At 37.1% G+C, this 19482-nt stretch carries 19 protein-coding genes and 1 pseudogene; 9 read left to right on the forward strand and 11 right to left on the reverse strand.

Features of this window, described 5'->3' with window-relative positions:
* Positions 1-67: 67 nt before the first annotated feature.
* Positions 68-805: a cyclase family protein gene (locus NP781_RS21110; RefSeq protein WP_257520766.1), complete on the forward strand. Its 738-nt coding sequence runs from the start codon at positions 68-70 to the stop codon at positions 803-805.
* A 30-nt stretch (positions 806-835) separates the two neighbouring features.
* Here the strand turns inward: NP781_RS21110 and NP781_RS21115 are convergent, their stop codons facing one another.
* Together NP781_RS21115 and NP781_RS21120 are read right to left on the reverse strand one after the other, a co-directional pair.
* Positions 836-1432, reverse strand: coding sequence for a DedA family protein (locus NP781_RS21115; protein ID WP_257520767.1), 597 nt, complete (start codon positions 1430-1432; stop codon positions 836-838).
* 61 nt (positions 1433-1493) lie between these two features.
* Positions 1494-2267: a Cof-type HAD-IIB family hydrolase gene (locus NP781_RS21120; protein WP_221681704.1), complete on the reverse strand. Its 774-nt coding sequence runs from the start codon at positions 2265-2267 to the stop codon at positions 1494-1496.
* 333 nt (positions 2268-2600) lie between these two features.
* Between NP781_RS21120 and NP781_RS21125 the strand changes: the two genes are divergently transcribed.
* The 3 genes and pseudogenes from NP781_RS21125 (at position 2601) to NP781_RS25570 (ending at position 5213) form a co-directional block, all read left to right on the forward strand.
* Positions 2601-3284: a DUF2225 domain-containing protein gene (locus tag NP781_RS21125; protein WP_221681705.1), complete on the forward strand. Its 684-nt coding sequence runs from the start codon at positions 2601-2603 to the stop codon at positions 3282-3284.
* Positions 3285-3306: 22 nt separating this feature from the next.
* On the forward strand, positions 3307-3660 hold the full coding sequence (locus NP781_RS21130) for a hypothetical protein (RefSeq protein ID WP_221681706.1): 354 nt from the start codon (positions 3307-3309) through the stop codon (positions 3658-3660).
* A 140-nt stretch (positions 3661-3800) separates the two neighbouring features.
* Positions 3801-5213, forward strand: a pseudogene (locus NP781_RS25570) (erythromycin esterase family protein).
* Between the two features lie 49 nt (positions 5214-5262).
* Here NP781_RS25570 and NP781_RS21145 read toward each other — a convergent pair.
* The 3 genes from NP781_RS21145 to NP781_RS21155 form a co-directional block, all read right to left on the reverse strand.
* A complete protein-coding gene (locus NP781_RS21145) occupies positions 5263-6438 on the reverse strand; it encodes a DUF4272 domain-containing protein (RefSeq protein ID WP_257520770.1) in 1176 nt (391 codons plus the stop codon).
* A 1-nt stretch (position 6439) separates the two neighbouring features.
* Positions 6440-7741: an SMI1/KNR4 family protein gene (locus NP781_RS21150; RefSeq protein WP_257520771.1), complete on the reverse strand. Its 1302-nt coding sequence runs from the start codon at positions 7739-7741 to the stop codon at positions 6440-6442.
* Positions 7742-7925: 184 nt separating this feature from the next.
* On the reverse strand, positions 7926-8756 hold the full coding sequence (locus NP781_RS21155) for a MerR family transcriptional regulator (RefSeq protein ID WP_257520772.1): 831 nt from the start codon (positions 8754-8756) through the stop codon (positions 7926-7928).
* An 86-nt stretch (positions 8757-8842) separates the two neighbouring features.
* On the opposite strand from NP781_RS21155, the gene NP781_RS21160 reads away from it, so the two are divergent.
* Entirely contained in the window at positions 8843-9310 is a 468-nt protein-coding gene (locus NP781_RS21160) for a GNAT family N-acetyltransferase (RefSeq protein WP_257520773.1), read from the forward strand.
* On the forward strand, positions 9297-10640 hold the full coding sequence (locus tag NP781_RS21165) for an MATE family efflux transporter (protein WP_257520774.1): 1344 nt from the start codon (positions 9297-9299) through the stop codon (positions 10638-10640). Before NP781_RS21160 ends, NP781_RS21165 begins: the two co-directional genes overlap by 14 nt.
* A 42-nt stretch (positions 10641-10682) precedes the next feature.
* Here NP781_RS21165 and NP781_RS21170 read toward each other — a convergent pair whose 3' ends face one another.
* The 3 genes from NP781_RS21170 to NP781_RS21180 all read right to left on the reverse strand — a co-directional run bounded on the left by NP781_RS21170 (position 10683) and on the right by NP781_RS21180 (position 13576).
* On the reverse strand, positions 10683-11714 hold the full coding sequence (locus NP781_RS21170; RefSeq protein ID WP_257520775.1) for a S66 family peptidase: 1032 nt from the start codon (positions 11712-11714) through the stop codon (positions 10683-10685).
* A 210-nt stretch (positions 11715-11924) separates the two neighbouring features.
* On the reverse strand, positions 11925-12458 hold the full coding sequence (locus NP781_RS21175) for a GNAT family N-acetyltransferase (protein WP_221681721.1): 534 nt from the start codon (positions 12456-12458) through the stop codon (positions 11925-11927).
* Between the two features lie 65 nt (positions 12459-12523).
* Complete coding sequence (locus NP781_RS21180; protein ID WP_009370575.1) at positions 12524-13576, reverse strand: AI-2E family transporter; 1053 nt, start codon at positions 13574-13576, stop codon at positions 12524-12526.
* A gap of 422 nt (positions 13577-13998) precedes the next feature.
* Here NP781_RS21180 and NP781_RS21185 point away from each other — a divergent pair, with 422 nt between their 5' ends.
* A complete protein-coding gene (locus NP781_RS21185; protein WP_221681723.1) occupies positions 13999-14388 on the forward strand; it encodes a RidA family protein in 390 nt (129 codons plus the stop codon).
* Between the two features lie 89 nt (positions 14389-14477).
* On the opposite strand, the gene NP781_RS21190 is transcribed toward NP781_RS21185, so the two are convergent.
* Complete coding sequence (locus tag NP781_RS21190; RefSeq protein ID WP_221681725.1) at positions 14478-15059, reverse strand: TetR/AcrR family transcriptional regulator; 582 nt, start codon at positions 15057-15059, stop codon at positions 14478-14480.
* A 248-nt stretch (positions 15060-15307) separates the two neighbouring features.
* Between NP781_RS21190 and NP781_RS21195 the strand changes: the two genes are divergently transcribed.
* Positions 15308-16513, forward strand: a complete 1206-nt coding sequence (locus tag NP781_RS21195) for an MFS transporter (protein ID WP_257520776.1) — start codon at positions 15308-15310, stop codon at positions 16511-16513.
* Between the two features lie 23 nt (positions 16514-16536).
* A complete protein-coding gene (locus NP781_RS21200; protein ID WP_257520777.1) occupies positions 16537-17610 on the forward strand; it encodes an LLM class flavin-dependent oxidoreductase in 1074 nt (357 codons plus the stop codon).
* 224 nt (positions 17611-17834) lie between these two features.
* On the opposite strand, the gene NP781_RS21205 is transcribed toward NP781_RS21200, so the two are convergent.
* Positions 17835-18773, reverse strand: a complete 939-nt coding sequence (locus tag NP781_RS21205; RefSeq protein WP_257520778.1) for a ring-cleaving dioxygenase — start codon at positions 18771-18773, stop codon at positions 17835-17837.
* A 75-nt stretch (positions 18774-18848) separates the two neighbouring features.
* Positions 18849-19442, reverse strand: a complete 594-nt coding sequence (locus NP781_RS21210) for an NADPH-dependent FMN reductase (RefSeq protein WP_257520779.1) — start codon at positions 19440-19442, stop codon at positions 18849-18851.
* Positions 19443-19482: the final 40 nt, after the last annotated feature.

A 19482-nucleotide genomic window follows, 5' to 3' on the forward strand; every position in this document is an offset into this window, starting at 1 on the left:
GAGTCCTCTTCTATTAGGGGACTCCTTTTTTATTTACCACTATTTTTTACAGAAAGCAGGGAAATCGATGTCTAATGAACTTTTGCAAGCATTGGAATTATTAAAATCGAAACAGTGGGTTGACTTAACACATACTTTCGGCCCTAATTCACCACATTTTTTTATGTTTGAGGACGCTAAATTTGAAACATTATTTTCTCATAAGGATGGTTTCTTCGCTCAACAATTCACGTTCCCTGGTCAATATGGCACACATATCGACCCACCCATTCATTTTGTGCGAGATACTCGCTACTTAGAAGAATTAGAACTAAAAGAGCTTGTTCTCCCCCTTGTTGTTATTGATAAATCACAAGAGGCTGCGAGCAACCATGATTTTACATTAAGTGTAGAAGATATTCTTAATTTTGAGGACAAGCATGGAGAAATTGAAGCAGGAACATTTGTTGCATTACGTACAGATTGGAGTAAGCGCTGGCCAGATAAAGAGGCTTTCAGTAATAAGGATGCAGATGGACATAACCATATCCCTGGCTGGAGTTTAGAAGCTTTACAGTTTTTACTAACAAAACGTAAGGTAAGCGCAATTGGTCATGAAACATTCGATACGGACTCTGCTGCTGATTTTCGTAAAAATGGCAAGCTAGAGGGCGAATATTTTGTGCTTGACCAAGACACCTATCAAATTGAGCTAATGACTAATTTAGACAAGCTACCTGCGAAAGGCGCTATCATCTTCAATATCGTACCTAAGCCAGAAAAAGCATCTGGCTTCCCTGTGCGCTCATTTGCTATTTTGCCATAACATAAAAGTCGGTATAGCGTATACCGACTTTTATGTTTGTCCATTTCTTTTTTTGAATAAAAAGTAAGCAATGAGCATCCCTACAATAAATAAAAGGATAAGATAGATACTATAATGAGTTAAATAGTATCCAACAAATAGCCATTTCTCTCCAAGCATCTTTCCTAATGATATAAATGTGAACGTCCAGATAAATGCCCCTATATAGGCAAAAAGCGCAAACTTTCTATAAGGATAATTATTAATAGCCGCAATATATGCTGTCAAATGGCGTACCCCTGGAATAAAATAGCCAATTAATAATAGGGTAGGTCCTATTTTTGTAAACATCTTTTTCGTAAAGTCAATTTTTTGCTCTGTAATATGAATTCTAGGGCCATATTTCTGCAATAACGGTAAGCCAAAACGATAACCAATATAGTAGCTTAAGGTAATGCCTCCAACCGCACCAATCATTGCACTGACCAAAGCAGGAATGTGTTCAAGACTTTCTCGGTAAACACTATAGCCTACATAAGTTAGAAACACCTCATCAGGAAGTGGCACCCCAACAATACCTCCAATTAGAATCACGATAATCCCAAAGTATCCGTAATGTTCAATTAGAGACTGCACGTGATGTGCCATAAATCATCCCACCTAAAATTTATTAAAATCTACCTGCTATATATAGTGTAACCTCAGCGCTCTAAATGACTTGAAGCTGACGTAAAGCAAAATTGATACCGCCATCCGTAGATTTCTTTGTAACAAAATTGGCAGCTCTTTTTAGAGCTTTACTACCATTTCCCATAGCAATTCCTACTCCTACATACTCCAACATATCAATATCATTATCCCCATCCCCAAAGGCAATCGCATTCTTAGGGTCAATATTAAAATGATCAAGCACCGCTTTAATAGCTATAGACTTCGAAACATCCTGCTGTAAGACATTCACTATATAAGGATGCCAACGCTGTAAAAATATATTCGAAAATTGGCTAGTATATCTTTTTTCTGCCAGCTCATCCGCATATAAACACATGAGGAAAACCTCTTCATCTACAATTTTTTCATTTATAAGTGGAAAAGCTCGTAAAGATAAAGTTTCTTGCATCGCTCTTAAAGCTACTGGACTTTGTATGCTATTCATGGATAGCTGCTCTGTAAAAAATGTTAGGCTATGCTGCTGTTCCTGTGCAAAAGCCTGTACATTGTGGACAATTTCTTTGGCAATCGGAGTTTTATGTATGACAAGTTCCTTATGTTTCACATAGGCTCCATTTGCTGTAATAAAGGTTTCAATCCCCAGCGCTTTTAACTCATAGCACATAGATAAGGGTCTTCCAGTAGCCGCTACAAGATGGATTCCCTTTTCTTGCAATAGCTGAATAGCTTGTTTTGTACTTTCTTCCACACAGCCATCCTCATAATTAATCAATGTGCCGTCTACATCAAAAAACACGATATTACACTTCATTTTGAGCACCTCCATTATAGTTATTTAGAACCAATTAAATTAAATTTATAATTTTTCTCCCATGAAATATGTGAAAGTATTTTGACAAACTGTAAGCAAACTATACAACTTCCATTTACACCACCGATAAAAACTATTACAAGCGTATTTATAATAATATTTAACTAAAAATTCCTTGAATATTTTTATTTTAATAATTCTAAAGGAGTATACCAAAGAACACAAAATTGTTAAAATAAAAGATAATAACTTAAATACATTGAACGATAAAATCTTATGTATAAATAGAACAAAAGAAATAAAATTTTAGAGTACGCAAAGGAGTTGATTCTTATGGCATTTAACATTTACTACTATGAAAGTAGTGTGGATTGTAAATTTTGCAAAAAGCAGTTTACAACATATAAAGTTCGCCCTAATCGATATAAAATTATCGAAGAACAAACGGATTTCATGCCTGTTTACGATGGCCTAAACCCTTTGCTATATGAAGTTGCCGTATGTCCACATTGTGGCTATGCCTACCATAAATCTATGACACGGACATATGGACCTTTCATGCTACTCATTGATGAACTATACATTAAAGAGCTCCAGAAACCTATGGATATTTGTCAGGAACGTACAATTGATGATGCCATTATCAGTTTTAAGCTCGCCTATTTAGTATCCCGTGCGTCAATGGAAGAATCTCTTTTAATGGCGAATTTCGCTTTAAAAATTGCTTGGCTCTATCGATTAAAAAAGGACGAAGAATCCGAAAAGCGCTATCTTTTTGCAGCTAGAGACTTTTATAGTAAATCCTTTGCCTCTAATCAAGAAGGTGGAGAGAGAATTCAGTTTTTACATGCTGAATTGAGCCTTCGACTTGGTGATATTCCTGAAGCTAAAAAAGGATTTTCACGCTTAATTGCTGATCGAAATGTTTCGACAAAATATCGCAAGCTTGCACGCAATCGTTGGGAAAATTATAAATATGACGAACAACCTGTAACAATTAATGAAATCATTAATTAGTGGGACGAGGAGATGATTAACTATGTTGCTATTTCAAAGGAAAATTGATGTGAGAGAAGAGGATATATTTTCAGAGCTACATCATTTTTTATTAAGAAAAAATAATCGCTACCTAACAAACGATGAAGTTGTCGCTTTAACAGGCGTATCATCTGAGTTGCTTCACAAATGGGTAAAAGCAGGAAAATTAAAGAACTCCATTTTCCCTAATTTAGGGGCACCATGCGAACGATGTGGGCAGATTACGCAAGCTAAAATTTGCGTGAGCTGCTCTTCCTCCATTGTTGGTACATTAAAACAAGAAGAAAAGGATCGTGCATGGTTTAACCAAATTCAACGTAACCATGCAAGAGCAAGTACGTATCACTATAAATAGCATTCCTACATCTCCATCACTTGGAGGTGTTTTTCTTTTTTACATACTAAATTTAAACTAATTTTAAACAAATTCTTCCTAAACTTTAAACTCCCCTTCCTATAATTAAGTATCAATATAAAGTGAAGGGCTGATAATTAATGAGGAAAGCTAGGAAGCATAAGGTTTTATTAAGTTTTGCACTGGCAAGTTTAATAACAGTAAGTGGAGTAGTAAATGTCTCTGCTGTTGCCCCTGTAAATGAGGAGATTATTGAAAACGTTTCTGCCGTCAAACAAGCTAGGACTTCTAATGAAACATTACTTGATTGGAAAAAATGGGCGAATGACCATGCATATAGCCTGTCATCCATCCAGCCTGAAACGTTTAATGGACTAAAAATTCCCGCTAACAAATTTGAGGATTTAGAGATGCTAAAACCTTTATTACATGATAAACGTATTGTCTTTTTAGGGGAAAGCTCTCATGGAGTGGCACAATTCAATCTAGCAAAAACACGTTTAATACAATTTTTACATCAAGATATGGGCTATAATGTCCTTGCCTTTGAAAGTGGTATGGGCAATGTAATGAACGCTCAAGGACAAATTGATAAACAAGCAGCTCTACAAACAATGAAGGATGCCATTTTCGGCGTTTGGTGGACAAAAGAAACTTAGCCTCTGTTTGACTATGCAAAATTGACTCAAGCAACAGAGCAACCTCTTGTACTTACTGGCTTCGATATTCAACAGCAAGGGGCATTTACGAACGGAGATTGGCTGCATAACCCCAAGTTGGCTCAGCAATTCAATGAAGCTGAGAAGGAACTTGCTGAATGGAGCTCGGGAAAAGATTTGAAGGGCTATCAAAAAGTAAAAGCTACTATAATTGATGTGTATAAACAGGTAAAATCACAAATACAAATCAAAGAAAAAGAGCTACAGGCAGCTTATCCAAAAGAGCCTCATATTGTAAAACTAATGGATCGCACTCTAGCAGATCGCATTCGACTAGCAGACGAATATATAGAGTTAACAATTCAGTCCAATATCGACATTGAACAAAATAATATAGAATCATTTTTGCAAACTATGGAATGGCGAGATCAAGCGATGATGGAGAACTTACTTTGGTTAGCTGAAGAGGTGTACCCAACAGAAAAGTTTATTGTATGGGCTCATAACGATCATATTCGTAAAGCACAATCGGATGTAATGGGGTCTCCTTACCCAGTTAAATTAATGGGGGAACGTTTACCTGATATCTATAAGAAATATAGCTATGTAATAGGTCTATACATGACTAGTGGAGAGACCGCAAATAATATGGGAGAACCTATGCCTGTCTTACCTCCTGTCAAAGGATCTATTGAAGATATTCTGTCTTCGACAAATAAACCTTACACATTCATCGATTTACGCAATCGTCAAAATGAACGAGGCAACTCATGGATGTTTGAACCACGCTTATCCTATAGTTGGGGAATGATACAGGAAAGTCTTGTTCCGCGCGACCAATACGATGGTCTACTTTTAATAGACCAGGTGAATAAACCAACTTATATCAAATAATCTCTCTTATTAAACAATAGCAAACTAGATTTCCTAGTTTGCTATTGTTTTAAGTATCCATCGATATAGTATCCCATTCTTCGCCTTGATATCCAATCATCCAAAATAAGCCTCTACGTCTTTCCATCACAACACTTTCATTTAATGTTAAAGGAGCTTCTTGTCCATTGATGCGACTATCTACACAAGCCCAATGTAATCTGTAAATTTTATCCGCCTCATCTACTATTTCTTCCTTACTGCGCGGTACAGTTTGATCATAAAATTGCTCAAATGTCTCGCAACGAGAAACTACTTGAATTGCATATTCACAATCACATACATCGTCAGGGAAATTTAGCTCTTCCACAAGCCCCAATGCCCAAATAAGTGTCCAATAGGCTTCATATTGCCATGATATATTGACTGCTTCTTGAGCGCCAGGATGCTGAGCCTCAAGAAAGCATTTTTCATGCTCCGTTAAAAATTCATGCACCTCATATGTGCGTAGCATATTGGTAAAGAACTCTCTAGACTCCTCAATATCACCCTTCTGTGCTACATCACAAGCGAATTGAATAACAATCAACAGGGCAACCGCTCTTCTTGCAATATCCTCTTGGCTTTTAAATTGAAGATTTTCTACTGGTGGTAGCTGAGGAAGCGATGACGCATAAGGTATGTCCTTATCTGTTAAAAAAGCTATCGTTCTATTTTTTCGTGCCTCTCCCTGTGCTGATGTGACCTCTTGTGCATGTATCTTTCTTGTGCAAGCATGTGGTTGAAAATCAGATGGACCTGATTCTCCATTAGGATAAACAATAACCATACCGTTCTGATCCAGCAAAGTACCATCTGCTAGGAAACCAATCCCCCCTATGCTTGCTAGTAATTTTATAAATTGCTGCATATGGTCTTCTGTCATCTCTTTGTTCATTTCGATTGCAACGACAGTATTGAGCACTGATATTTGAATCATTATGCGTTCTTTTAGCTGTTCATCTTTAAATGGAATTTTATCGTAAAAGCCCATCATCCCAGGTATATTTTTTACAAAATAATCAGGGTGCGTATCTTCAGTTAAAATATTTATAGAGCATCTATATTTATTAAATAAACCTCTTGATTTTAATAAATATTCGTTATCATCTTTTTCAATAATGAAGCTTTTTGCCAATACATCGGATAGTTTATCCTGAATATCATCTGTATCATTTTTGGAAGCAAATATCGTAAAATGGTTCAATCTACTCTCCCCTTAGTCGCATATAGCATTTTAATAACCAATTTTCCAAACAACTAAGCGCTTGGTTAAACAGCTGTTTGTTTTTCCGTAGCACCTCATGTTCAACCCAATACGCCAGCAAAGGGCGCCATTTTTCTTCGTCTATCATAGTTGTTGGTGTGATTCCCCGCTGCATCATCTGACAAATAGCTCGGATGGATGTTAGCCTCTCTACTTCGTTGCCATTTAACCACTCGTATAACGTCTCTGCACTTGGCTGTGACTCAGCCAAAAGTGTATCCCACCCATCAATAGGAAACGTGACATAGGATCTCATCCAGTCTATAATATTCGGATGATGAAATTGGCGTAGACGATATAGGGCAGTATAGGCATCAATTCTATCTTTTTCGATATCCATTAAGATGAAAGATTGTCCTTCATCAACTGGCAAACAATGTGCTGTTACATAATCACGCAGCCAGTCCGGTACGTCACTCTGTCCTTGCCAAAGTTCTCTCGCCCAATTTCCCGCCTCACTCGGACATATCTTGACTAAAATTTCACTCCACGCCTTTTGTTCTAATTGAGATTGAGCTCGCTCTAACTTATGTCGAAGTGCCTGATACACCTGTACTCCATCAAAATGCAAAAATGCCTCCTGTACGCTTGTTTTTTTCACACCATGCATGGAAACATAATGAAGTAAAGATTCTAAGCTGGATTGAGCCTGCTGTAAATTAGAGCTTAAATATTGTTCTAGCCAAGTTAGCCATACTTGTGAACTAGCCAATTCAATATCCAATCCATTTTCACTACAAAATTGACGATGTTGTCCGCAGTCTACTCCAATACAGCCTAAAGCCGTCATATTATCAACGTACGAATGAAAGCTAGCAGCAAGCAAATCAAGCTCATCTTCTTCATGGCTCCAATACCAAACTGTTTCATCGTCAAGCTTAAGCAGAAGAGCATCTCCATTACCTGCCGTAAAAAATTGTAAATATTGCTGTTCATACGATTCATCATTCTCTCCAAAGTAAGGAAAGTCTAAAGCTTTTAGGCTCCAGCCAAACTCACCAGAAGGCGTATCTAACAGTTCAATGGGAAGTATCGCCTCATCTGGTAATGACCAATAAATACTTACTTGCTTTGAGCAATTTTGCAACAGTTGACGAAACCCATTAGGGATTTGTACTCCAAGTCTTTCCTCAACCTGCTGTAACTCTTGCTCGGTAGCGACTGGCCGCATTTCAATCGGATGTACACAAGCTCCCTGCTGCTTCAATCGCTCTACTAAATGATTCCAACGCTCAATCCACATTGTCTCTAACCTCCATATAAGGCTCATGTGATGTCATACTTCTTATTTATCGTCAGGAAATCATTTACTGATTAGGCTAACTTTAAACAGAATGACAAAATGCTATTATTTTACTGCCATCTAAACCTTCGTATATGATAAATGACTCAGCTAAATTCATTCCTTTCTATTACGTCTTAATGAATTATTTTACTTTCTTTACTTCCATCATAATTTTGGTTACATACTCTTCTTCTCGATTTTTCATTACGGCATCATAAATGTATTCCTCGTATACATACTGACCTAGCTCATAACCCTTTTCATGCATGACATTAAATAGCCGTGTGTATGTCTCACCAAGCTTTGAGGAGGGGCCTACATGATAACCAATCACAAATTCACCCTCTATCGCCTTAAAATAAGGATGCCCTTCTCTTGGATTTGGTTGCTCAATATACAGATAACTATAGTTGTCGTAATTTCCAGCTAACACTTGCTCTCTTCTTGTTATCCCTCCAATGGGATACCCCGTATCTAATTGAGAGCGATCCAATTCCTCAATAAAGTCAGATACAGCCTTCACAAACTGCTCTTCTGTAGAATTCTCAATATTTTTACTCAAATATAATGTATCTTCAGGAAAATACTCAATCGTGATGTCCTTAAAGTTTAGATGCAGTGCTTCCTCTGTCATTTTGATTTTGACGTCAATAATATTCTCAATCATTTCTAGTTCTCTACGTTTCTTCGCAACATGCTCTTTTTGTTGGTGCATCAATTCTAAAAAATTTTCAGGTGATTTCTCTGCCATATAATGCTGAATATCCTTTAAGGACATCCCCACTGCCTTTAATAATTCAATAACACCGAAAAAATCATATTGAGCAAGTGAATAATATCTATAATCCTTACTATCCTTCATGATGGGAGATAATAAACCAATTTGATCATAATAAATAAGTGTCTGTTTATTCACCTTACATAATTTAGCAAATTCACCAGTTGTAAAATACTTTACATTTTTATTAAGCATTTTTTGAGTTCCCTCCCTTGACTATATAGTTACTATATACTTTAGATTGTACCTATTCAAAATAAAAATAGAAAGGTTTTGACATTATGTTCACGGAGATTCGTGACATTACAGCTTTTAACAAGAAAGAAATTTTAGCATTACGCATCGCTGACAATCAGCAACATTTTATTGAATCTACAGACCAATGCTTAGCAGAGGCGGAAATGGATCGACGCTTTACGCCTTTAGGTCTGTATAAAGATAACACCGCTATAGGCTTCGCTATGTACGGCTTATTCCCTCATGATGATTACAGTCAACGAGTATGGCTTGATCGCTATCTAATTGCAGAACAATACCAAGGACAAGGTTTGGGGAAACATTTTTTACAGCAACTTATTCAATATTTAACAGTAAAGTTCAACTGTCTTCAGATATATTTAAGTGTTTATGACAATAACGCTGTAGCTATCCAGCTGTATAGACAATTCGGTTTTATATTTAATGGTGAGCTAGATGATAAAGGCGAAAAAGTAATGGTTTTGGAGGTGCATGGTTATGACAACCATTAATCCAATTGAAACAAAGCCACTGAAACCATTATTTTTATCATACTTATTCCCTGCAATGATCGGGATGCTTTTAATGTCCGTCAATATATTGGTAGATGGCATTTTCGTTAGTCATGGCGTGGGACCTACAGCTTTAGCTGGAGTTAATATAGCTGTTCCTATTTTCTCTATTTTGCTTTCTATTTCTCTATGGATTGGCATGGGAGGAGCTACTCTTTTCTCCATTTCTCTTGGGGAGAGCAATAAGCAACGTGCTCATCAACTATTTACACTGTCGTTCTCTACAATGCTAGTGGTTGTCATCACGATAATTGGATTCCTCGCGTTAAATCTAAAGGATATTTCTTATATATTTGGGGCAAGCGATGATACGTATCCTTTTGTACAGGAGTATTTACATGTAATTTTGCTCTTTGGGGTGTTTTACACAATTGAAAATCTTTTAAGTATTTTTATTCGAAATGATGGCAATCCAAAGTTAGCTATGTTGGGCTTAATTACAACGTCGGTTTTGAATATAGTCTTAAATTATGTTTTCATCTTCGTACTAGACTATGGTGTGACTGGCTGTGCCTTAGCGACAGCAATAGCTACAATTATAGGAACATCCGTGCTATGTCTTCATTTTTTCCGTCCTCAATCTGAGTTAAAATTTGTCACTTCATTTTTAAATCTATCAGATTTTAAAAAAATTTTTGCTATAGGTTTACCTAGCTTTATCGTTGAAGCTTCCGTTGCAGTTATCGTTATTTTGTATAACGTTACATTTTTACATTATTTAGGTGCGAATGGCGTTACTGCCTATGCAATGGTCAATTACATCCATACTGTCTTGCTGACTATTTTCCTTGGCGTCGGTATGGCTCTACAACCGTTAGTTAGCTATCACCACGGGGCAAGATTATTAGAAAGATTAACAGCTTTATTAAAAATCGGTTTAGCTACCGCATTTATTTTAGGATTAACCACAGCTCTTATAGCTCTTCTTTTCCCTTCTCAATTAATGGCGTTATTCGGAGATAGCTCATTTGAAATTCGTAGTATGGCAGCACAGGGCTTTGTGCATTTCGCCATTGGCTATGTATTTTTAGGGATCAACATGGTGTTCGCAGAATTCTTTCAATCCATTGAAAAAATCCGTATTGCCACGACAATTATGTTACTACGTAGTATTATTTTATTTATCCCTACTCTCATCATACTACCCAAGGTACTTGGCTCGCAGGCTATTTGGTGGACCTTCCCAGTAGCAGAAGGAATTACAACCTTTCTTATTTACTTGTTCATTAGGAAAAATCCAAGAACCCTTTCATCTCCTGACCATGCTTAAATAAGAGGGGACCTCATCAAGGTCCCCTTTTAATATGTTTGCCTAAGAAAATTGCATTTTTAGCGTACCTCTTCCTTCTTCTACGATTACTTCCCCAACCGCTCCATTCACTAGAATTAATTGAGGGGGCACATGTCCAATATCTACTTCATAGAAAACTGGTATTTCCATCTCGTCAAAAATATCTCGTAATGCATCCATCAATGTAAAGTCCCCTAGATTTTCATATAGTCCTGCTCGCCCGATTAGAACACCATTACATTTATTAAACCAACCATTATACTTTAATTGCCACAAAGCTCGGTAGATTTTTGCTGCATCCATACCAACACTTTCTAAATACCATATTGTTCCTTCCTCAGAGCAATATTCATTAATAAAGGATTGAACGTAATCGAAGGGCGTACCTATAAGAATTTGCAATGTATTTAAACAGCCACCTATCAACCTACCTGTCATACGATTACTACGCTCTTGGTTTAGAACTTTCCACTCTGTTTCACTGTCAAAATAAAATCCTGTAGCAGGATTTTTATAGACTTGCTGCCAGCTCGATTGAAAATAGTGAGAAGAGCTTTGAGTTATTGAATGACCAGACTTACATGTAATTACGTCTATCCATTTAGAAGAAAGTTCATCCCATTGAGGTGCAGATAATTCAGTAAAATTCACACCATGTGCGGATGCGTACCCCGTCATGGTTGTGTATACAAAAGATAAAGTACTAATATCTGAATACCCTAATATCCATTTGGGTCCCGCTTTTTTTAATTCGTCCCAATCGATTAGAGGTAATAACTCCATTAAAAAACTGCCTCCCCACGGTGGCATGACGACATCTATACGCTCATCTAATAAATAGTCCATAAGTTCAGATACTCGCTTTTCTTTTGTTGTACTTCTACCTTTAAGCTGCGTCCAGGTAGTATTTCCAATAATAACTTTCATGCCTCTTTGTATTAATTGTTTTTCAGCTTCTGTTAGTAATAGATGAAGATGCTGTTCGACTCCACTAGAGGGTGCTGTCACGCCAACCGTAAGAGGCGTTTTTAAAGTAGGATATTGTATTTTCATTTACCATCTCTCCTTTATGCCTGCAAAAAATAATTGTTTTACAACAACAAAGACGATTTTGGGTCTCTTAATTAGTTTTGCTGCATCAGATTTAGAATGCATTTTAACTTTCAACACTATTTTTTCCCTTCATACAGACAAAGAAATTTTTACCAATTATACTTGTATTCAGAAAAAAAACCAACACAAAAATCTGTGCTGGTTAAATTTCTACTTTTTAATTTTCATATACTCATCACGCAACAAACTCATAATGATTTCATCAGAAAATGTATTATTCATAAACAAGGCCTGTCTCAAAACACCTTCTTTTTTAAAGCCGACCTTTTCATAGGATTTAATTGCTCTACTATTGTGTGAATATACCTGTAATTCTAAGCGATTCAGATTTAGCTCCTCAAATGTAAATCTTTGAGCAAGCCTAACTGCTTCTGAACCCATACCTCTGCCACAATTCTCTATATTATGTAAAGCTATACGGAACACTGCCTTTTTATTATCTAAATCAACTTCCATAATCGCCAAATCGCCCATTACCTGATCATTATCAACTAAACAAATAGCAAAATCATAGCGAGAAGAATCTGCTTTAAAGCGTTTGATCGCCTCTTTGATTTGTTCCTTTGTTAAAATGCTCCGTGTTCCTGTCATATACATGATTTCTTCATTTTGAAAACATCTTATAATACTATCACTATCATCTTCACGTATTTCTCTTAAATAGACCTGTTGACCTTTTATCAATATAAACACCTCTTGTGCATTAAATAAGGAATCATCATGTATATAGATGATTCCTTTGTTTGGAACTATTCCATTTGTTTTTCAGTGTGTACCTTCACCGATTTCTTCGCAGGGTCTTCCGAGGAGTTTACACCTAGAATATCAAGCAGGAACATAAATAGTGGAATACCTATGATTAGTCCCCATACACCCAGGAAATGCTCAGAAAAGAGAATGACCATAAACGTATAGAAAATCGGTAAATCTGTTTTGGCAGACATAAGCTTTGGATTTAAGAAGTAAGCTTCAATGGCATGTAAAACCATGACAATAACTAAAATATAGACGATGTACATCAAGCCACCGATGCTATATGCGATAATACTTAATGGTATTAATGAGATGATAACGCCTGCGACTGGAACTAAGCCTAAAATAAAGAGCATAATCCCAAGGGCAATCAAATGTGGGAAGCCCATAATAGAAAGGGCAATGACGGATAACACACAGTTAACAGCAGCAATAATAAATTGTGCTTCAATTACTTTACCAAATGAGCGGATGAATATTCTTGAGAAATAATGAAGCTCATCGTAAAGCGGCCCAATTTTACTATCCTTAAACTTAGCTGTAAACTCAATAATACGATTCTTTTCTAACAAGATGAATAAACTCAAAATTAGAGAAATCAATATTTGCATAATGATTTTACCAATATTCGTAATATTTTTAAGAGTTAAATCCACACCTTGCTCTAAATATTTCCCGAGCTCTATCTTCTCAAAAGTCGGTGCTAAGTATCTCGCAATCTCATTATCATCTGGATCGAGATTAAAACTTGCAATGAGGTCGAAAAGCTGTGTGATCTGCTGGGTCACAATCGGTAAATATTTGTAAATAACAGCTACAATACCCGCAACAAGTAAAAGGTATAATGTTACCGTCACAGCTTTTTCATTCATCGGCGCATATTTTCTTATGCTTTTCGTTGTCTTCGTAGTAAGCTGGTTCATCAAATAAGTAATAATAAACGTAAGTAAAATTAGATTGATCATACTACGCATTAAATATAATGCAAGAGCAATCCCAACTAGAATAATAAAACGCTTAAATCCATTACTCCGAAAGAAATTATTCATTTATTCACTCCTTCTACAAAACGGCCTCGCTGCCTCTGCTACCTAGGGCTACACTATAAAATTGATTTATAACAATACGCATCATTCTTATGTAAAAATTTCCCTCTCATTTAATGAGTATAGCCATCTACCTTCAAAATAAGACGAAATGTATGTTTCTTTTAGAAGTGTCTGTATAAAACCTAAGGCGGGGTTGAAGTGAATTGTATGTCTTGTCAAATTAAAAAGTCGATACTCTTATCCTTTGTGAAAGCTTTACCAGCGTATTAGCCAAAATTCTATAAATCTATTATAACCCTTTAAACCTGCATATCCAATTTGTATGTTCTTTTATAATGGTATTTGTATAGAACTTTTATCAACTATTACTTTATGCTATTTTGTTTAGAGATATAAATTAAACAGAGACAAGGACTGATTCTATGAAAATAGCGAGAAACCCTCAGAACATTCATCCACCCGTTGCTCCTTATGTACATCAAATTGAGGTGACAGGACCTCAGAGATGGTTAACATTATCTGGACAAATCGGCATGTTAACTGATGGATCTATACCTGAAGATGCGATAGCTCAATTGAAGATAGCACTTGAAAATATTAAAAGAAATCTAGATAGTGCCGATATGGAGGTTCAAGATATTACAAAGCTCGTCTTTTATTTAGTGGGGGATATGGATGCTATTCAACGAAAGGAAATTATCAGTGACTTCTTGGGGAAACATCTTCCATGCACAACATTAATGTATGTCGTTGCACTCGCTACGCCAGATTTAAAGGTTGAGATTGACGCATGGGCTTGTAAGGAATTATAAATTCATCCTATGTTTTATAAACTAAATTTGTGCATTTTTTTCTTATTTTTTCAATACCCCTTTAGCACTGCTAAAGGGGTATTGCCTTATTATTTAAGTAATGTCAGCGTCGTTGCAATGGCGTTATCAACAAACGAGCGTTGTGGCTGCGATTTCAGCATAACTGTTAACCCTATTAACGCAACAATTAATGCTTGCGCTAAAGACTTTGCATCCGTGTTCGCCTCTAATTCTCCCGATTGAATTCCCCGTTCAATTGTCTCCTGAAAAATTACTGATAGATAGAGTTGATGCTCTCTCGTCAAAATCTCAAACTTCTCATCATGTGGAGCTAATTCAACCATTGTATTGATACAAAAACAGCCATTACTAAGATCTTTTGTATATTCAGCAGTAATCACATCTTCAAAAAATATAGAAAACGCCTGTTTTACAGAGGCATTGCTTTGAAGTTTAGTCCGTATTTCGGATGCGCGAGATGTCGTATATCTACGAAGTGCCGCTTCAAATAGCTCCTTTTTATCCCCAAACGTTGAATAAATACTAGGACGCTGAATCCCCATTCTAGCAGTAAGATCACTTAAAGAAGTCGCTTCATATCCCTTCTCCCAAAATAATTGCATTGCTGCCTCTAACACTTTTGCCTCATCAAATTCCCGAGTTCTTGCCATTATAGATACACCCCATTAGGAAGAAATAGTAAGTTAATCATTAAACTTTTACGATACTAAACAGTATGTAATTATTTTATATCTGGCTTTTTTTATTGTCAATTTCATTTCATCAACCGAATTAAAAAGAAAATATATACCAAATAAATATTGACAAATCCAATGTAGTTAAGATATATTTACCAATAATTATTTTGTACCGAACGGTATGTTATAATTACAACTCAATTAGAAAGGGAGGTTACAGTGTGAACAATGCAAATGATGATGCAATTCATATAAATCAATCATCTTCTATATCCCGAGCTGTAACATTATTATTCGCTACAGCCTGCGGAATGTCTGTCGCCAATATTTATTTTGCTCAGCCGCTGCTAGATGAATTATCGAATGATTTTGCTATTGATCAATCAATTATTGGTTTGATTATTACTGTCACACAAATTTTCTATGGGCTAGGCTTACTTCTTCTAGTTCCACTTGGAGATTTACTAAACCAACGCCGCTTGATTATTGGACAAATGCTATTGTCCTCTGTTGCTTTGCTTCTAGTCGGTACTGCCTCCTATGTTGTAGTGCTATTTGCGGGTATGGCCTTAGTTGGTCTACTTGCAGTCGTGACTCAAACCCTTGTTGCGTTCGCTGCAACTATGGCTTCCTCTACAGAACGTGGTCGTGTCGTAGGCATTGTTACAAGTGGCATTGTCATTGGCATACTACTTGCTCGTACCTTTGCTGGGTTAGTAACAGATCTTGCAGGGTGGCGTTCTGTCTATCTAGCCTCCGCCGCTTTCATGCTTCTAATGGTTGGTATGTTTATAAAAGTTTTACCAGGGGGCGGGCGTGAAGTAAAATCACTCACCTATTCTCAGCTAATTCAATCCGTGTTCACGCTGTTTATTCAAGAGCGAACATTACGTATCCGCTCTATTCTAGCCATGCTAATTTTCGCTGATTTTAGTATTTTGTGGACGCCCCTTGTTCTACCACTTAGTTCACCACCATTGGCTCTATCACACACTGTAATTGGCGCTTTTGGTCTTGTAGGTGTGGCAGGGGCATTAGCTGCTGCACAAGCGGGCAAACTTGCTGACCAAGGCTATGGACAAAGAACGACAGGTATTGCTTTAACGCTTTTACTTATCTCCTGGATATTTATTAATTATTTAGATAAGTCATTCTTGGCATTAATTATTGGCATTGTGTTACTTGACTTGGCAGTACAGGCAGTACATGTCACGAACCAGACGATGATTCTCCCATTACGTATAGAAGCACGAAGTCGACTGACCGCAGGCTATATGGTGTTCTATTCTATTGGTAGTGCTAGCGGTTCAATCGCTTCAACTCAGATGTATGCACATTTTCGTTGGGGAGGGGTTTGCTTACTCGGAGCCTCTATTAGTACGGTTGCTCTTCTTTTTTGGGCAATAACCAAACGATTTACTAAATAAAATTAGACTTGGAGAGATAACAAATGGAAATAGGAATTACTTCTTTCGTAGAAACAAAACCAGATGTTCACAGTGGTGAAGTAATTAGTCATGCACAGCGTTTACGTGAAGTAGTAGAAGAAATTATTCTTGCAGATCAAGTAGGATTGGATGTCTTTGGCATTGGTGAGCATCATCGAGCAGACTATGCTGCATCTTCGCCAGCAATGGTGCTATCTGCTGCTGCTTCTCAAACAAAAAACATTCGACTCACAAGTGCTGTAACTGTCCTTTCTTCGGCAGATCCTGTGCGTGTCTTTCAGGATTTTGCCACATTGGATGGACTATCAAATGGACGTGCAGAGATCATGGCAGGTCGTGGTTCCTTTATCGAATCCTTCCGCTTATTTGGCTACGATTTACATGATTATGATGAACTTTTTGAGGAACATTTAGACTTACTACTTAGCATTCGGCAGTCTGAGAAAGTAATTTGGGAAGGGAGACATCGACCAGCAATCAATCATTTAGGTGTGTATCCTAGACCAGTTCAAAAGAATCTCCCAATCTGGGTAGCTAGTGGAGGAAATCAACAATCTGCAGTTCGCGCTGGGCTTTTAGGTTTACCTCTAATGTTAGCAATTATCGGCGGCAGCCCAATGCAATTTGCCCCGATTGTTCAGTTATATAAAAAGGCAGCACTTCATGCAGGTCATGATTTATCAAAACTTCAGGTAGGTACTCATTCAATAGGTTTTGTTGGACCCAGTAGTGAATGGGCAGCGGACACATTTTTCCCATCAACAATGGCTGGTATGAATAAATTAGGCAAGGAAAGAGGCTGGCCCTATTATGACCGTTCTAGTTATGATGCTGCACGAAGCTTTGAAGGAGCACTTTATGTCGGTGATCCAGATACTGTTGCTAAAAAAATTATTCACCTATGCAAGCACGTAGGAATTACACGATTTATGCTGTACGTGCCTTTAAGTACCATGCCACATGATCAAGTAATGCAAGCTATCGAACTACTAGGTAAAGAGGTTGCTCCTCGTGTACGTGAAGAAGTGGCTAAATGGGAGGCAGAAATGGAACAAGAAGCACATCCGCTTCTTTAAAGTCTTTTGTGTGTAAAAGCGAAGTAAATTTGTATTATTTAGATGGTATTGATAATAAAAAAAGCGAAAATGTTATTAACTCAACATTTTCGCTTGATTAAATTCTATTCGTACAAGTTCGCTATCTGTAACAGGCAAGGAGCAGCTGTTTCATTTATCTGCTCTACAAGTTTCTCACTCTGAATTACTTTTAGGATTAATCGAAATAAAGCGACTTCCTCCCTTTAATCCAGTTCACGTACATTAATAGGAATTAATGTTCTTTCCAATTGTTCACGATGCTGCTCATACTGAGGTGGTAACATTAATTGGCTACCCATAGTCTCTGGTGTCTCGTCATGAGCAAATCCAGGAGGATCTGTAGCGATTTCAAATAAAATTTCACCAGGTTCACGGAAATAAATCGCATTAAAATAATTACGATCTTTTACTTCTGTTACATGTTGTCCATGATTCATCACATACTCTTGCCATTCTAAATGATCTGTATTATCTTGAGCTCTCCACGCAATATGATGCACTGTTCCTACACCCATTTGGCCACGTTGACCTGCAACTGTTTTTAAATCCACTGTATTGCCGATCTCTGCACTAGAAGTAAAACGCGTATAGTCATCTTCTGTCCCAACCATTTCAAGACCCATTACTTCTGTTAAAACTTTTGCAGTTTCTTCAGGGTGACTTGAGAATAATGTAGCTCCACCAAATCCTTTGATAGCAACCTCAGGTGTTACTTCACCAAATGACCATTCGTTGAGCCCGCCTTCCGCACGTGCCACGATTTCAATATGCAAACCATGTGGATCATCAAATTGAATGACTTGCTCACCAAAACGTTCAGCTTTTTGGAAAGGAATCGAGTATTTCGCTAAGCGATTAACCCAAAATGGCAGTGCTCCTTCTGGTACAACATACGTTGTAACGCCAACCTGACCATCACCAATACGTCCATGATAAGTATTAGCCCAAGGGAAGAAGGTAATGATTGTTCCTGGTTTCCCACCTTTGTCACCGAAATATAAATGATATGTGCCCGGATCATCAAAGTTTACTGTTTGTTTTACTAAACGTAAGCCTAATACTCCCGCATAAAAATCAATATTCTCTTGCGGATGTCCTACGATCGCTGTGATATGGTGTATACCTGCTGTATGTTTTTTCATGTTAACAAGCCCTTTCATGACTATATTTCTCACCTATACTATGCTCTATTTATACCTACCTCAATCTGTAAAAGCTTAGCGAATTGTATACAACGCTTTAGACCATGGGATCAATTGATCTAACATTTGGTTTACTGAATCTATTTGTACTTCTTTTGGTTTAAATTCTGTGCCATTTTCAAAATCTGTGAATAATGATAGTGCTGGATGAACACGCACATCTGCGATTAAAAGCTCACCCATAATCCCACGTAAATGTTCTGCTGCACGAGCACCGCCAACAGAACCATAAGATACGATTCCAGCTGCTTTGTTATTCCATTCAACACGTAAGTAGTCTAGTGCATTTTTTAATGCCCCTGTAATAGAGTGATTGTATTCTTGTACGATGAATACAAAACCATCTTGTTTAGCAATAATTTCTGACCAACCTTGTGCTCCTGAAGCATCCTGTCCTGGCTCACCTAATAATGGTAATTTATAATCAGCAATATCAATCACTGTATAATTGGCATCTCCACGTTGATCTGCAATTTCCTTTACCCACTGTGCTACTTGAGGGCTTACACGCCCCTCACGAGTTGATCCAATAATAATACCAATATTTAATTCTGCCATTGTTTGTTCCTCCTCTTTTTTTGTATTAAAAAATTTATTAAAAAACCCCATAATTATACCTCCTGACGAAGCTAAAGGTTCGAATTCATTT

The sequence above is a fragment of the Lysinibacillus sp. FN11 genome (assembly GCF_024628845.1).
Taxonomy (GTDB): domain Bacteria; phylum Bacillota; class Bacilli; order Bacillales_A; family Planococcaceae; genus Lysinibacillus; species Lysinibacillus capsici.